The sequence below is a fragment of the Acinetobacter ursingii DSM 16037 = CIP 107286 genome, assembly GCF_000368825.1.
GTDB classification, from domain to species: domain Bacteria; phylum Pseudomonadota; class Gammaproteobacteria; order Pseudomonadales; family Moraxellaceae; genus Acinetobacter; species Acinetobacter ursingii.
Genome location: NZ_KB849716.1, coordinates 30,730 through 46,401 on the forward strand (window position 1 = coordinate 30,730; position 15,672 = coordinate 46,401).

Here is a 15,672-nt window from a genome sequence, read left to right on the forward strand (position 1 = left end):
ATATGAATACTCAGAAACCTTTGATTAAGAGTTTTTTTGATGAAGCGACTCATACTTTTACCTATGTGGTGAGTGATCCTGATACTAAACAAAGCGCGATTATTGATAGTGTACTGGATTATGATGCAGATTCGGCCACAACTTCTACTACTCAGGCAGATAAAGTCATTCACTATATCCATGAAAATAGCCTAAGTATAGAGTGGATTTTAGAAACTCACGTTCACGCCGATCATTTAACTGCTTCACAATATCTAAAAAATCAACTCGGCGGCAAAATCGCCATGAGTGATAAAATATCTATTGTTCAGCAAACCTTTAGTCAAATTTACAATCTTGATATCAAATACTTTAACTTGCATCAGAGTTTTGATTACTTATTTGCAGACGGTGAACATTTCAGTATTGGTCATTTAGATGCGTATAACATCTCAACTCCAGGGCATACGCCCGCCTGTTTGAGCTATGTGATAGGGGATGCTGTATTTGTGGGGGATACACTGTTTATGCCAGATTATGGTACAGCACGTTGTGATTTTCCCAATGGAAGTGCAGCACAGCTTTATGATTCAGTTCAGCGATTATATGATTTGCCTGAAACCATACGGATGTTCTTGTGTCATGATTATTTACCAGAAACACGTGAATATTTTATCGGTGAAACTGATGTAAAGACACAAAAACAATTCAATATTCATATTGATCAGACGACTGCAAAATTAGATTTTATTAAAATGCGAGAGGCTCGGGATGCTACACTTGCAATGCCTAAACTGATTTTGCCCGCTATTCAGGTCAATATGGATGCAGGAAAGTTTCCCTTGCCTGAATCGAATGGTCAATCTTATTTAAAGTTACCATTGAATTATTTTAAAGTCTGAGTCATGTCAAATTTAGAAGATCCCCGTGTATTACTTGCTGTTGAACGAACCTTATTGGCATGGAATAGAAGTAGCCTCGCTTTAATTGCATTTGGATTTTTAATCGAAAAATCGACTTTGTTAATCCATCTGATTGATCCTGTTCGCTATCACGATAAGATTTTATTTAATCGCTGGCTTGGTGTGCTGGTGATCGTTTTGGGATTAATCATTAGTATCTTATCGATTATTCAGTATCGAGTTGTATTGAAGTCACTTACGCCGTTAGAAATGATTGAAGGCTATCGAACCAATTTACCTATTGTATTAAGTTACTTCACGATACTTAGTGCGATTATGCTAATTATTTCTTTCTGGATGTAATTTTTAAGCATAGCCCCCTTGGGGACTATGCTTACCTAAAAAATGATATAAAGCACTAATAATGATTAGTGTGCATATATAAGTCTGAAATCGTTCAAACTTATATATTTGGTTTGGTCGTATTTATGGATGACCATATTTTGAAACGTCAGCATATTTACTGATAACTGGTTTAAGTCAATTTCATACCGATGCAATATAGATGATGCACATTGCATAGGGTATGAAAAATGATTAAAGCTTCACATGAGCCGAATGTTACATCTTCGGATACAAATGACATGTTAGGGTATGAGAAGCGATTATAGCTTCGCAAGAATGACCCCAATATTTACATATTTGGATAGTTTGGACCACCACCACCTTCTGGCGTGACCCAAGTAATGTTCTGTGATGGATCTTTAATATCACAGGTTTTACAGTGCACGCAGTTAGCAGCATTGATCTGAAAACGTTTAGAACCATCATCATTTTCCATAATTTCATAAACACCCGCAGGGCAGTAGCGTTGAGCAGGTTCGTCCCATTTTGGTAAATTGATGTTTACAGGAATTGATGGATCAGTAAGTTTTAAATGCGCAGGTTGATTTTCTTCATGTACAGTATTGGAGATAAAGACCGAAGACAAACGATCAAAGGTTAATTTACCATCTGGCTTTGGATAATCCGGCTTAAATGTTGCTGTATCCACCGTTTTTAGTACAGCAAAATCTTGTTTTAAATCATGTAAAGTAAAAGGAACTTTAAAGACATTTTGATCAATAAAATTAAATGCACCACCAATCCACTGACCAAACTTATGCATGGCAGAACCAAAATTACGTGCTTGATATAACTCTTGTTTCAGCCAAGAATTGTCATATTTGTTCGTATAGTTAGTCAGTTCTTTATCAAAATGATCATCGCCTTCCACTACGCGAGCAATGGCTAAATCGCCACCTTTGGCAACACCCGCAGCAATCGCTTCAAATACAGCTTCTCCGCATAACATGCCAGATTTCATCGCCGTGTGTGAACCTTTGATTTTTGAAAAGTTTAAAAAGCCAGCATCATCGCCAATTAAGCATCCGCCCGGAAATGTTAGTTTAGGCAGAGAATTAAAACCACCTTTAACGACCGCGCGCGCGCCATAGGAAATTCGCTTACCGCCTTCTAAAAATTGTTTAATCGTTGGATGAGTTTTCCAGCGCTGCATTTCCATAAATGGATACATATGTGGATTTTCATAAGATAAATCCACAATCAGACCTAAAGTGACTTGGTTATTCTCAGCGTGATATAACCACCAACCACCCGCAGTACCTGTTTCAGATAATGGCCAACCCGTACCATGCATCACTAAACCTGATTTGTGTTTTTCAGGATCAATTTCCCATAATTCTTTGATACCAATACCGTAATGTTGCGGATCCACATCTTTGTCCAGATTAAATTTGCTAATTAAGCGCTTTCCTAAATGTCCACGACAGCCTTCAGCGAATAAGGTGTATTTAGCATGAAGCTCATAACCGGGTGTGAAATGAGGGGTAGGTTCGCCATCTTTAGCAATCCCCATATCACCAGTCTGGATGCCTTTTACCGTACCATCTGGATGATAAAGAATTTCAGCAGCTGCAAAGCCTGGGAAAATAGAGACTTCGAGTTCTTCTGCCTTTTGACCTAGCCAACGCACCACATTTCCCAAAGAAACGACATAGTTTCCTTCGTTATGCATAGATTTTGGAACCATCCAATATGGAACTTTTTGTGCTTTTGTGTCAGATAGAAAAAAATAAGTTTCATCATCTGTAACAGGAACAGTTAATGGTGCGCCTTCTTGTTTCCAGTTTGGAAAGAGTTCATTGATCGCACGTGGTTCAAGTACTGCACCTGAAAGAATGTGTGCACCTACTTCAGAGCCTTTTTCAACGACACAGACAGAAAGATCAGGCAGATTATTTTCAATGGCTAATTGACGGATTTTAATCGCAGCAGATAAACCCGCAGGGCCTGCACCAACGATGACAACATCAAATTCCATTGATTCTCGTTCAAAATTATCCATAATAAAAAGAAATTTAGTTTCGCTTGTCGATATTTTAATTTGTTATTTTTAATAAGACAAGGCTTTTTAATGATAAAAAAAAGCCAGTAGGGCTAATACTGGCTATAAACTGAACTCGATTTAAATTGTTATTAATATCATGATTAATTACGATTTTTGCGGATCAAACTGTTTCTCTTTAATAAACAGCGCTGGAATCACACCACAAATGAAGTAAGCTGCGCCCATGACCACAAAACCAAGTCCAATAGAACCACCAGAAGCCAAGAAACCAATGGTTGCTGGAGCAATGGCTGCACCTAAACGTCCTACGTTATAAGCACCACCAATGGCTGTACCACGAATTGCCGTTGGGAAGCTTTCAGTCATATAGGTTGCATTTACGCCGTATGGAATACCGTATAAAAAGCCAAAGATTACCAATAAATATAAAATGTTGTCTGGTGAGTTATAGAACACAATTAAAGGTAGGAAGATGGCTGTACCAATTGCACCAAATGCATAAGTAAAACGACGACCTAATTTATCTGCCATGAACCCAGCCAAAATTTTACCTAAAATCATGGCTGTATATGTACCAACCATATAGGCAGTCATTTCTTTAAACTTCATCCCAAGTTCACTTTCAAGATATGATGGCATCCAGTTATTTACACCATAATAACCAAACTGCAAGAAGCCTGCGGTGAGTGCCCACAAGATAAACATATTGCGGTTACGTTTATCCTGAAAAATCAGTTTAAATGCAGATTCTTTTGGCTGTTCATTATTTTGGATTGGTTGTAAGCGTGCTTGCTGCCATGCTGCTGGTTCAGGTACAAGAATTTGCATCAATACAGCCATGATCACAGGAATAATCGCAATAAAAAACAGCATGCGCCAGCCATGCTCAGGAATAATCCAGCCTGCAAGCAAGGTTGCTACGATATAGCCGACTGTCCAGCCTGCTTGTAATGTTCCCAAAACTGTAGTGCGGTAGCGTGTAGGCACATATTCAGCCATTAGCGTATTACAGGCAATATATAAAGAACCTAAGCCGAGCGAAGCAAAGAAACGTAAAATTCCAAACTGTAAAAAGCTGTGAGTTAAACCTAATCCACAGGTTAAGATTGAAAATGTCAGGATAGAAATAACGACGATACGAACACGCCCAAAACGGTCAGAGGCCCAACCGCCGAAAATCCCACCAACAGCCATACCTGCTAAGGTAAAACTTCCTAACATCCCCGCTTCGACTGAAGTTAATCCGAAATCTGCTTTAATACTATTTAAGCTATATGAAAGCAGCATCAGATCAGCACCATCAACCAACAGTGCTAAAAATGCAAATAGAAATGCAATTTTCCATGTATTTGGTCCAATTTTGGACGTCAGTTTGTTTGTGTTCACAGCAGTTCCTTTACCACAGAGGAGATTCCCAAAGCACAACACCGAGTTTTTAGCGATTTAAAAATCGGAAATTTATGTGGGAGATTTCTAAAATTTTTCGGATAGTAAAACAAAGAGTCAAATAAAACAATAATTATAAAAATAAGTATCGCACAGCGATATTTTATTATGTATATTAAATTTATGTTTTTTAATGAAAAATTTTGTGAAAAGCAAAAACTACGACTTTAGTCGTGAACTGCTCAGTATTTGCTATTACAGGTAATGGGTGTATATTAGTTATTTAATATCGCTATGCGAAACTTAATATTAATTTTTAATATTAATTCTTTTGCTGATTCTGATCGTTATAGGAAAAAATATGGGTGCTCTAGAAGGATTTCGTGTTCTAGATTTAAGTCGGGTACTAGCAGGACCATGGTGTGGTCAAATTTTGGCAGATTTGGGTGCTGAAGTCATTAAAGTCGAACGTCCTAAACGTGGCGATGATACGCGTGCATGGGGACCACCATGGATGAAAGACGATGAAGGACGCGATACACACGAAGCAGCATATTATCAATCGACTAATCGTAATAAGCTTTCTGTCGCCATTGATATCGCAACCCCTGAAGGGCAGGAAGTGGTTCGGGCTTTGGCGCTTGAGTCAGATGTTGTGATTGAAAACTATAAGACCGGCTCATTAAAGAAATATGGTCTGGATTATGAAACTTTATCTAAACTCAATCCAAAATTGATCTATTGTTCAATCACGGGTTTTGGGCAGACTGGTCCTCGTGCAGAAGAGCCGGGTTATGACTTTATCATTCAAGGCATGGGCGGACTGATGTCCGTGACTGGTGAAAAAGATGACTTACCGGGTGGCGGACCACAAAAATTAGGTATTGCATTTTCCGATATTACAACAGGTTTGTATTCTACAATTGCGATTCAGGCGGCTTTACTCAATCGAAATATTACAGGCTTGGGGCAATACATTGATATGGCATTGCTTGATGTGCAAATTGCAACATTGGCTAATCAAGGGATGAATTATCTTGCATCAGGTAAAGTGCCTGGTCGCTATGGTAATGCCCACGCCAATATCGTGCCTTATCAAGTGTTTAAAGCTTGCGATCGCGATTTTATTATTGCCTGTGGTAATGACACACAATTTATTCAGCTCTGTCAGGCCATTGGTTTGCCAGAACTTCCGAATGATCCAAAATTTACTCGAAATGCGGATCGTATCAAGCATCGGGAAGATATCACCGATTTACTGTCAACACATTTTGCAAGCAAAACAGCTGATGAATGGGTTGCTGCAATTCATGCGGCAAAAGTCCCTGTTGGCGTGATTAATAACCTAGAGCAAGCATTTGAAGAACCACAAGTCGTGGAACGGAAAATGTTAGTCGATATGCCACATCCACAGCGTCAACATTTAAAAGTCATTGGTTCTCCAATCAAAATGTCACGGACACCTATTGAGTACAAACGTGCGCCACCGATGTTGGGACAACATACCGATGAAATACTTTCAAGGATCTTGTCTAAATCAACACTGGATGAGTTAAAATCAAAAGGGATTGTAGAATAAGATTACAAAAAGGCGGTAATAGCAAAAGAAGTAAACGTTTTTGTACATGCTTCTTTTGCTATTGATAGAATAAATAGATTATAATTTTCGCATTGCGAAACATTAATAGATTTGAGTGCGCTCTAATACCATGACTGATTTAAACGAAACCGAACAAACGGAAAAACTACTGGTTCCGCTACGCCATGAATTACTTCATCCTATTGAAGACATGCAAGAAGAGGACGATCGTCAGTTTATTACTGCGCTTGCACGTGGTTTAGAGCTTTTACGTTGCTTTTCAGCCAAACAGCCACATTTGGGTAATCAGGAATTATCACAAATGACGGGGCTACCCAAGCCAACGATTACGCGTTTGACCCATACATTGTCGCGTTTGGGTTATATTCGCCAAGTACCAAATTCAACTAAATTTCAATTATCTGTAGGTGTTTTGGCTTTTGGTTATTCGATGCTCGCCAATGTCTCAGTAAGATCTATTGCTCAGCCTTATATGAAAGAGTTGGCTGATTATGCGGGTGCTGCGGTGGCCATGTCGACGCGTGATCGTCTGAATATGATTTATCTGGATGTGGTGCAGGGCAAAGGTAATGTGACCATGCGTCGTCAGGTTGGAACCTATTTGCCCATTCACTTGAGTTCGATGGGTCGTGCTTGTCTAGCCGCAATGCCTGAAGATGAACGTGACTTTTTACTCAATGCAATTCGTCTTAAACATAAGGAAGACTGGATCAAGATCAACCGTGATCTGGATAAAGCATTTAAAGACTATCAGGATTTTGGCTATTGCTTTTCTATGGGGGATTGGCATAAAGATGTGAATTCGGTCGCGGTGCCTTTATTGCATGAGCAACATGGTCTTTTAGTCTTTAACTGCGGCGGGCCAAGCTTTATTATGAAACGTGAAAAGCTAGAAGAAGATATCGCACCACGGTTATTACACATGGTCAATAATATAAAAACTGAAATTGGTTAATTTTATTTTTTATAGATTTCTTTGATCATTCCCTTTTATTTCTCTTTTGGGAGAAAATAAAGAAGGTTTAGATGATGATGAAAGAAATCAGATAGTTAACCAGTAATACTCAAAATATTACTGGTTTTTATTTATCCATAATTGGGGAAAGTTTTGCATCTCGAAGACAACAATAAAGTGCTAAAATAGCAAAAATGATGCCTAATATACATACTCCATTCCAACCAAAATGCCGCCATGCATAGCTTCCAGCGGTTGTGCCAACTGCGCCACCTGTAAAATAGCCAGTCATATAAATTGCATTGAATCTTGATCTGAGTTGTTGATTAAGCTTAAACACGATGCTTTGATTGGTAACATGAACTGCTGAAAGACATGAATAAATTAAAATTGTCGCAATCACATAATAAACAAAAGAAAGTGGCAATAAAGTAAATAACAACCAACTTAAAATCAGACCAATACCACAGCTAATTGAAATCTTATGAATATAACCCTGATCGATATATTTACCTGAAAAGTTGGCAATAAATGTCCCAATAATTCCCACAAAACCAAATAAACCAATGGTAAAGTCACTAAAAAAATAAGGTGCAGGAGCAAGTAAAAGCGACATTGTGGTAAAGGTCATGCTGATTCCTGCGAAGGTTAAAAAACCAATGTAGGTTCGACGACGTAAACGTTGATTTTGTTTAAAAATAACAGGAATGGAACGAATGGTTTTCAAATAACTTTCGGACTGCGTAGCAGGAAAAGAACCGATTTTATTATATAAAACAACTGCTATGATGAGTAATAAAAAGCCACTAATCTGATAGATAATATTCCATGCAAACAATGTTGACATTAGTCCTGATAAAGAACGTGCCAATAAAATACCAATCATTAAGCCGCTAATCAGAAAACCAACGACGCGACCACTGTGCTGAATAGGGACTAAACTTGCAGCCAGTGGTAATAAAAGTTGTGCAGAAACCGAAAATAAGCCTGTAATTAATGTACCAAACATGATCCAGCCAATATGGCTAGAAAATCCACTGATCAATAAACCCAAAGAGGCGAGCAGCATTAAGATAAATAATAGTCGCCTTTTCTCAAGGATATCTCCTAGAGGCATTAACAAAAGCAGTCCACTGGCATAAGCGATTTGCGCGAGTGTAGGTACCCATGCAACGGTTGTTTCTGAAAGATGTAATGCCACTGCCATCGAATGGATTAAAGGCTGACTAAAATAATTACTTCCTGAGCAAATACCAGCCGCAACTGCCATCAAAATAACGGTTGGTGTATAGATACTCGACGATTTCATGCAGGTTCACTTGAATTTTTTTAGTGCAATTTTTGATTACACATAGAGGGATTCAACAAGCTTAATGAAAAAACAAATTTTTTACAATAATAATAGAATTATATTTTGCAATGCGATATTTTAATTTATTATAAAAAATCGAGTAAGACATATTCAATTTACTCGATCTTGGGAATAGTTAAATTTAATCAACAATAATGAGGAAGAATATGAGTGCCTTAACAGGATTTAGGGTTCTGGACTTAAGTCGAATCCTAGCTGGACCTTGGTGTAGCCAGATTTTGGCAGACTTGGGTGCAGAGGTCATCAAGATTGAAAAACCATTTCAGGGTGATGATACACGCATCTGGGGGCCTCCATTTCTTAAAAATGATAACGGTCAGGACACGGGTGAATCGGCTTATTATTTGTCTACAAATCGTGGTAAGCATTCGGTTGCCATTGATATGGCAACTGCCGAAGGTCAAGCCCTGATTAAAAAAATGGTGCTAGAAAGTGACGTTTTAATTGAAAACTATAAAGCAGGTTCTCTTAAAAAATACGGACTTGACTATGAAAGTTTAAGTCAGATTAATCCAAAACTCGTGTATTGCTCAATTACAGGTTTTGGACAAAAAGGCCCACGTGCAGCAGAACCCGGCTACGATTTTATCATTCAAGGCATGGGTGGCATGATGAGTGTCACAGGCGAACGCGATGATTTGCCCGGTGGCGGGCCGCAAAAAGCAGGTTTGGCATTTGCTGACCTCACTACAGGTTTATACGCTGCGATTGCGATTCAAGCGGCACTGTTATCACGTGTGACCACAGGTGAAGGGCAGCACATCGATATGGCACTACTCGATACGCAAGTCGCTTCACTTTCAGTCTTGGCGATGAATTATTTGACTTCTGCAAAAGTGCCGGGCCGTTTTGGTAATGCACATGCCAATATCGTGCCTTATCAAGTGTTTAAAGCCCAAGAGGGCGAATTTATTATTGCCTGCGGTAATGACCAGCAGTTTAAGGCTTTATGTGAAAGCATTGGTTTGCCTGAACTGTGCAAAGACCCGAAATTTGAAAAGAATAAAGGTCGTGTCACTCATCGCGAAGAAATCAGTGCCATTTTACAACAGCATTTTATGACACAACCTGCTCAAGCTTGGGTTGAGCGTATTCATGCGGTAAAAGTACCAGTAGGGATGATCAATAATTTGCAGCAGACTTTAGAAGAAGAACAGGTGGTTTTTCGGGAAATGGTCGTAAATATGCAGCATCCACTACGTTCCGATTATGTCTCGATTGGCTCACCCATCAAGCTTTCTAAAACACCAGTACAGTATGTTAAAACTCCGCCATATCTAGGAGAAGATACAGACTCTATTTTAGATCGGTTTTTAACGCCAACAGAGCTACAAGATTTAAAAGACAAGAAAGTGGTTCAACAAGGCTAAGCCAGTACCATTAAAGCGAGAAGGAGCATTGATATCATCAATTGCTCCTTTTTTGATGATTTGATTTATAAGCTTTCTGTTAATGCATCCTGAATGCTATTCACCATATATTTTAAACGCGGGCCGATCTCTTCAATGGTTTTTTCTGCACTTAATAGATAAGAGGGGGAACCACAGTTAAAAACATATAAACCGTGTTTGGAACTAATTAATGGTACAGCAACAGAATTAATACCTTGTTGCCATTCGCCTAAAGAAAGGCAATAACCATATTTGGCATATTGTTCAAAAGCCCGATCAAGCTGTTCCTGAATCTGTGGCCATTGTTCTGGTTCTCGTTTTTGTATGGCCTCTAAAATTAAATTCCGTTCGTATTCGGGCGTTGCCACCAAACAGGCTCGACCCATCGAGCTACTATACAGCGGTAATGTTGAACCAATCGGACGACGTAAGGTGCTATTGGTTTGAACGACATCCAGATAAAGCATATTCAGACGATCGCGAGCTGCTAACGCTACAGGTGCTTGCGCATAAAGGCTCATTTCTTCCATAAAAGGATGTGCCGTAGTGCGAATGGTTAGATTTGATAATGCAGCATAACCCAAAGAAAGCACGCCAATATCAAGCATATATTTGGGAGAATCAGGCATTTGTTTCAAATAGCCTAAGCTAACTAAAGTATTACAAATGCGGGCAATGGTCGGCTTAGGTAGGCCTGTCATTTTGGCTAATTCTAAATTACCTAAGACTTGATGTTGTAATGAGAAACAACGTAGTAGTTCTAAACCACGTGCTAAAGATGCAATAAATTGAGGATTATTTTCACGATGAATATGAGAAATAGGATCTAGGCGAATTTCATCAAAATTGAGTGTTTTATCATTCTTTTTACTTTCAGCGTGTTGCGACATTGAATTCTCAAATTAAAAAGGATCTCCTGATCATAGAGCATTTTATTTTGCATTGTAAAATGAATCCATTCATCATAAACATGGTTATGATGAATGGATATGTTTTGATGGTTAAGCGACGTTCTCAATGACCATTGCTAAACCTTGACCAACACCAATACATAGGCTGACAACAGCATATTTTTTATTACGACGCTGTAACTCACGTGCAACAGTCAATGCCAAACGCGCACCAGAAGCACCTAAAGGATGACCAACGGCGATTGCACCACCATTTGGATTGACACGTGGATCATTAAAGTCAACCCCTAGACCTTTTAAGCAAGATAAAACCTGTGAAGCAAACGCTTCATTGATTTCAATAATATCTAGGTCATCTAATGTTAAGCCTGCACGAGATACCGCTTTTTTAATTGCTTCAATCGGACCTGCACCCATGATGCGTGGTTCAACACCAGCCGCAGCCGCAGACAAAATTTTTGCCATTGGCTTAAGACCATATTTTTGACCAGCAGCTTCTGAACCGATCAATACCGCAGCAGCACCATCATTAATGCCTGACGCATTACCAGCTGTGACTACACCACCTTCAAATAATGGTTTGAGCTTGGTTAAAGCTTCAACGGTTGAGCTTGGGCGAGGGTGTTCATCTTCAGTCACTTGTTTTGGCGGCAATTTCTTACCTTGAGAGACTTCAACAGCCGTGATTTCACCTTCAAAAAAGCCTTCTTCTTTTGCTTTTTGGTATTTCGCTTGAGATTGAGCAGCAAATAAGTCAGCCTGTTCACGAGTAATGCCATATTCAACGGCGACATTATCACCTGTTTCAGGCATAGAATGACCGCCATACTGTGCCACGATCTTTTTATTCGGAAAACGTGAACCAATAGTGGTGTCATAGATTTTAGCATCGCGGCTATATGCACTTTCTGCTTTACCCATGACAAAAGGAGCGCGAGACATGCTTTCTACGCCACCCGCGACATATAAATCGCCTTCGCCACAAGTGATCGCGCGCGCAGAATCGATAATTGCACCTAAACCACTGGCACATAAACGATTGACCGTTTGACCCGGCACAGTCACAGGTAAGCCTGCTAATAATGCAGCATGACGTGCCACGTTACGGCTGTCTTCACCGGCCTGATTGGTATCACCAAAAATGACATCTTCAATATCGGCACCCGGTACGCCTGTTTTTTCAATCAAACGCTGAATGACCAAGCCAGCTAAGTCATCTGGACGAATCGAAGCAAGTTCACCTGCATGGCGACCAAATGGAGTACGTAAACCATCGTAAATATATGCGTTTAACATGGAGTAAATTCCCTTTTTAAATTAAGCAGTAAAAGTAAGTGGAAGATTCAGTGCGACACGGCGTTGTAACCACGGGCTAGGGCGATAACGCGGATCGTAAGTTAATTCGGAAATGCGATTTAGGATCAGTAAAATTTTATCTGAACCGAGTACGTCACCCCATTCGATTGGGCCGTACGGATAACCCAAACCTAGACGAACAGCAGCGTTGATGTCGTCGACCGTTGCAATATTTTGTTGTGCAATGTCACAACCTAAATTAATCACCATCGCCAATACGCGTTGCGCAACAAAACCTGTGCTTTCAGCAATCATGCTGACTAATGCACCATCAAGGTTGAATATTGAATGCACGGCCTGAACATAATCGGCTTGGGTGGCAAGTGAAGGCATCAAGGTACGATGTTTTTCAATGCCATACAGCATATCAATCGCGACACTATGCGCAGGGTTTACATTGAAACGTTTCACTGCATGTGTGGTATCTTCACCATAACAAGCCAATAAACATAAGCTGTCTGCTTGAGGTGTCGTTCCAGTATCCAGTTGAATATTTTGTGCAGTGAGATAGGCTTCAAGCAATTTTTTGTCAGCTGCAAAATCAGCTGCAATCCATACAGTCGGATAGCGATCTAAACGTTCAACCACTTTGGCAGGTATTTCACCTGTTTTGCTTCCTGTACGATAGTCATAAAAACCCTGACCAACTTTGCGACCTAATTGTTTGGCTTCGAGCATTTGTTTGGTAAGTGGACTTGGACGATAACGTGCTTCTTCGTAATATTGATGATAGATTGATTCCATCACAGGATGTGAAACATCAAGTCCTGTTAAATCCATCAGTTCAAAAGGACCCATTCTGAAACCCACACCATCACGTAAGATTCGGTCAATCTCGCTAATGTCTGTGACATTTTCATTTAAAATTTTTAAAGCTTCTGTGCCATAAGCACGACCCGCATGATTAATAATAAATCCTGGAGTATCTTTTGCCACCACTGGGCGATGACCAAATACACGAGAAAGCTGATTCAGCGTTTCCACATATTTTGGATCTGTTTTTAAACCTTGAATCACTTCAACCACTTTCATCAGTGGAACAGGATTGAAGAAGTGATAGCCAATCACACGTTCAGGATGCCGACAATTTGCAGCAATCGCAGTAATTGAAAGTGATGAAGTGTTTGAAGCCAAAATTGTGGTTTCTGGGACAATCGCTTCAAGTTGATCCATCAAAGATTGTTTAATATCTAAACGCTCAATAATGGCTTCAACGATCAAATCACAGCTTTTTAAATCACTAAGTTCATGGGCAATCAAAAGATTTGCATTGGCTGCATCAGCTTGTTCAGCTGTGATTTTGTTTTTATCAAGTAGCTTTTGAAAGGTCGCTGCCAATTTTTCTTTGGCTTGCTGTGCTGCACCAGCTTTGGCATCGTACAAATAAGTGGTGTGACCCGATTGGGCTGCAATCTGGGCAATACCACTACCCATAACACCGACACCAATAATGGCAATAGTTTTGATCTGTTGTGTCATGATAACTGTCCTAAGATACTGTAATCATTTAAAAAATAAAGATATAAAAAATTAGGTTAATCGCTGTTTATCGCCATCTATCGGTAATATTTGCCCAGAGATGGAACTCGCACTATCCGATGCGAGAAAAACGCATAAATCTGCGATATGTTTAGGATTGACAAATTGTTTAAGGGATTGATTGGCAAGTGCGTTTTGAGTCACTTCTTCAAGAGAAATATTCATGGCATCTGCACGAGCTTGTAATACACGTTGCACACGTTCACCATCGACTGCACCGGGAAGAACTGCATTGACACGAATATCAAAGGCACCCAGTTCCATCGAAAGCGTTTTAGTAAAACCAATGATTCCCCATTTTGAAGTCGAATAGGCCAGTCTAAATGGATAACCCATTCGTCCTGCAATCGAGGAAAGATTGATAATGACACCTGAATTGGATTGCTTGAGATAAGGGATCGCCAATTTCGTCATCATAAAGGTACTGTTCAGGTTTAAATTTAAAACCTGTGTCCAGTCTTCAAAACTCAGTTCATCTGCTGCCACGGTAGGGCCAGAAATTCCTGTGTTATTTACTAAAATATCTAATCCGCCTAACGCTTGCATGGCAGTTTCAAACATGGGTTGAATTGCATTCATTTGACCCAGATCACAATACGCAATCTGTAGTTGAGGATAATCCTGTTTGAATTGCTGCAAGCTTTGTTGATTGATATCACATACAAAAACGTCATCGCCTTGTTTTAAAAAGGCTTCTGCGATACATCGACCAATCCCGGAACCACCAGCACTAATAAATACTTTACGCGCCATCAATTTCATTTCCTCAATATTCGACTGTAAAGACCTATTTGCCTTGATAAGAAGGTTTGCGTTTTTCTATAAAAGCATTGATCCCTTCGTTTTTGTCTTCAGTAGAAAATAATAATTGGAAAGATTTACGTTCTAAGGTTAAGCCAGCATTTAATGGCACATCTTCACTCATCAGCGCAACTTCTTTAATTTGCTGCAATGCGATCGGTGGCATTTTGGCAAGACTTTGCGCCATTTTGATAGCAGTAGGAATGGTTTGGTCATCTTCGGTCACTTGAGAGACTAGACCCATGATATAGGCTTCTTCTGCTGGAACCATGGCACCTGTCATAATCATGCGCATCGCATGGAATTTTCCAACCGCACGGAACAGACGCTGTGTACCACCAGCACCTGGCATTAAACCGACTTTAATTTCAGGCTGACCGAAAATGGCACCTTTACCTGCAATAATAATGTCGCTGTGCATGGCAAGTTCACAACCACCACCAAGAGCATAGCCATTCACAGCCGCAATAACAGGTTTTGGACATTGAGAAATCGCGTTCCAATAACGTTCTGTACGGCGTAGCATCATGTCAGTTGAACCAGCTGTTGCCATCTCTTTTAAATCTGCACCAGCTGCAAACACTTCATCACCACCTGTAAGAACAATGGCGTGAATATCGTCATTAAAGCTAAGTTCACTAAATGCCTGTGCAAGCTGTTTGCGCACTTCTGTGTTTAACGCATTTTTTGATTCAGGGCGGTTGATTTTGACGATTGCTATTTTTTCAATTGAATAATCGATTTCGACGAAATTATCCTTGTTCATATCTGTCATTTTTACATCCTTTGTTTCGCATATCAAAACTATATTCCTCATATAATGCTTAATCGACAAAAATTTTCAAGTGTTTTTTATGACATTAATTGATTGAACTTTTTGATAAATCAGTAAATGCCTGAAAAATAAAGCCTAGATGATACATAATTTCGTTTAACGAAATTTATTTTTAAAAAAGTATTGAAAAAATGGTTTTAATTCTCGTAGTATGAAATTAATTTAATGCAGAACTAGATTTTGTGAAACTTTGTGTGCTGACTAATTTGCAAAATAGTTGGTATCAATAGCGAAA

At 39.5% G+C, this 15,672-nt stretch carries 13 protein-coding genes; 5 read left to right on the forward strand and 8 right to left on the reverse strand.

Annotation, left to right across the window (positions count from 1 at the left end; all coding sequences use genetic code 11):
• The first annotated feature begins 2 nt into the window (after positions 1-2).
• Both F944_RS04870 and F944_RS04875 read left to right on the forward strand, forming a co-directional pair.
• Positions 3-881, forward strand: coding sequence for an MBL fold metallo-hydrolase (locus tag F944_RS04870; RefSeq protein WP_004987637.1), 879 nt, complete (start codon positions 3-5; stop codon positions 879-881).
• 3 nt (positions 882-884) lie between these two features.
• Entirely contained in the window at positions 885-1,244 is a 360-nt protein-coding gene (locus tag F944_RS04875; RefSeq protein WP_004987639.1) for a YidH family protein, read from the forward strand.
• 331 nt (positions 1,245-1,575) lie between these two features.
• On the opposite strand, the gene F944_RS04880 is transcribed toward F944_RS04875, so the two are convergent.
• The gene (locus F944_RS04880) at positions 1,576-3,288 is read right to left on the reverse strand and encodes an electron transfer flavoprotein-ubiquinone oxidoreductase (protein ID WP_010588926.1); all 1,713 of its coding nucleotides are present in this window, start codon (positions 3,286-3,288) and stop codon (positions 1,576-1,578) included.
• Between the two features lie 147 nt (positions 3,289-3,435).
• The gene (locus F944_RS04885) at positions 3,436-4,677 is read right to left on the reverse strand and encodes an MFS transporter (RefSeq protein WP_004987643.1); all 1,242 of its coding nucleotides are present in this window, start codon (positions 4,675-4,677) and stop codon (positions 3,436-3,438) included.
• A gap of 361 nt (positions 4,678-5,038) precedes the next feature.
• On the opposite strand from F944_RS04885, the gene F944_RS04890 reads away from it, so the two are divergent.
• Together F944_RS04890 and F944_RS04895 are read left to right on the forward strand one after the other, a co-directional pair.
• Positions 5,039-6,256, forward strand: coding sequence for a CaiB/BaiF CoA transferase family protein (locus F944_RS04890; protein WP_004987645.1), 1,218 nt, complete (start codon positions 5,039-5,041; stop codon positions 6,254-6,256).
• A gap of 130 nt (positions 6,257-6,386) precedes the next feature.
• Entirely contained in the window at positions 6,387-7,232 is an 846-nt protein-coding gene (locus tag F944_RS04895) for an IclR family transcriptional regulator (RefSeq protein ID WP_004987648.1), read from the forward strand.
• Between the two features lie 127 nt (positions 7,233-7,359).
• Here F944_RS04895 and F944_RS04900 read toward each other — a convergent pair whose 3' ends face one another.
• Positions 7,360-8,541, reverse strand: a complete 1,182-nt coding sequence (locus tag F944_RS04900) for an MFS transporter (protein ID WP_004987649.1) — start codon at positions 8,539-8,541, stop codon at positions 7,360-7,362.
• A 209-nt stretch (positions 8,542-8,750) separates the two neighbouring features.
• Here F944_RS04900 and F944_RS04905 point away from each other — a divergent pair, with 209 nt between their 5' ends.
• Positions 8,751-9,974 (forward strand): CaiB/BaiF CoA transferase family protein, encoded by a 1,224-nt coding sequence (locus F944_RS04905; RefSeq protein WP_004987651.1) that lies wholly within the window; start codon positions 8,751-8,753, stop codon positions 9,972-9,974.
• Positions 9,975-10,039: 65 nt separating this feature from the next.
• Here the strand turns inward: F944_RS04905 and F944_RS04910 are convergent, their stop codons facing one another.
• The 5 genes from F944_RS04910 to F944_RS04930 form a co-directional block, all read right to left on the reverse strand.
• Entirely contained in the window at positions 10,040-10,885 is an 846-nt protein-coding gene (locus tag F944_RS04910; RefSeq protein WP_004987652.1) for an IclR family transcriptional regulator, read from the reverse strand.
• A 111-nt stretch (positions 10,886-10,996) separates the two neighbouring features.
• Positions 10,997-12,202, reverse strand: coding sequence for a 3-oxoadipyl-CoA thiolase (locus F944_RS04915; RefSeq protein ID WP_004987654.1), 1,206 nt, complete (start codon positions 12,200-12,202; stop codon positions 10,997-10,999).
• A 21-nt stretch (positions 12,203-12,223) separates the two neighbouring features.
• The gene (locus tag F944_RS04920; protein ID WP_004987655.1) at positions 12,224-13,741 is read right to left on the reverse strand and encodes a 3-hydroxyacyl-CoA dehydrogenase; all 1,518 of its coding nucleotides are present in this window, start codon (positions 13,739-13,741) and stop codon (positions 12,224-12,226) included.
• Between the two features lie 51 nt (positions 13,742-13,792).
• Positions 13,793-14,554: an SDR family oxidoreductase gene (locus F944_RS04925; RefSeq protein ID WP_004987656.1), complete on the reverse strand. Its 762-nt coding sequence runs from the start codon at positions 14,552-14,554 to the stop codon at positions 13,793-13,795.
• A 34-nt stretch (positions 14,555-14,588) separates the two neighbouring features.
• Positions 14,589-15,377 carry an enoyl-CoA hydratase gene (locus F944_RS04930; protein ID WP_004987658.1) on the reverse strand — a complete coding sequence of 263 codons (789 nt, stop codon included), beginning with the start codon at positions 15,375-15,377 and terminating at the stop codon, positions 14,589-14,591.
• Positions 15,378-15,672 lie beyond the last annotated feature (295 nt).

Coding starts and splice junctions, on each gene's coding strand:
- F944_RS04870 (WP_004987637.1), top strand. CDS start 3: ATGAATACTCAGAAACCTTTGATTAAGAGTTTTTTTGATGAAGCGACT.
- F944_RS04875 (WP_004987639.1), top strand. CDS start 885: ATGTCAAATTTAGAAGATCCCCGTGTATTACTTGCTGTTGAACGAACC.
- F944_RS04880 (WP_010588926.1), bottom strand. CDS start 3,288: ATGGATAATTTTGAACGAGAATCAATGGAATTTGATGTTGTCATCGTT.
- F944_RS04890 (WP_004987645.1), top strand. CDS start 5,039: ATGGGTGCTCTAGAAGGATTTCGTGTTCTAGATTTAAGTCGGGTACTA.
- F944_RS04895 (WP_004987648.1), top strand. CDS start 6,387: ATGACTGATTTAAACGAAACCGAACAAACGGAAAAACTACTGGTTCCG.
- F944_RS04900 (WP_004987649.1), bottom strand. CDS start 8,541: ATGAAATCGTCGAGTATCTATACACCAACCGTTATTTTGATGGCAGTT.
- F944_RS04905 (WP_004987651.1), top strand. CDS start 8,751: ATGAGTGCCTTAACAGGATTTAGGGTTCTGGACTTAAGTCGAATCCTA.
- F944_RS04910 (WP_004987652.1), bottom strand. CDS start 10,885: ATGTCGCAACACGCTGAAAGTAAAAAGAATGATAAAACACTCAATTTT.
- F944_RS04915 (WP_004987654.1), bottom strand. CDS start 12,202: ATGTTAAACGCATATATTTACGATGGTTTACGTACTCCATTTGGTCGC.
- F944_RS04920 (WP_004987655.1), bottom strand. CDS start 13,741: ATGACACAACAGATCAAAACTATTGCCATTATTGGTGTCGGTGTTATG.
- F944_RS04925 (WP_004987656.1), bottom strand. CDS start 14,554: ATGGCGCGTAAAGTATTTATTAGTGCTGGTGGTTCCGGGATTGGTCGA.
- F944_RS04930 (WP_004987658.1), bottom strand. CDS start 15,377: ATGACAGATATGAACAAGGATAATTTCGTCGAAATCGATTATTCAATT.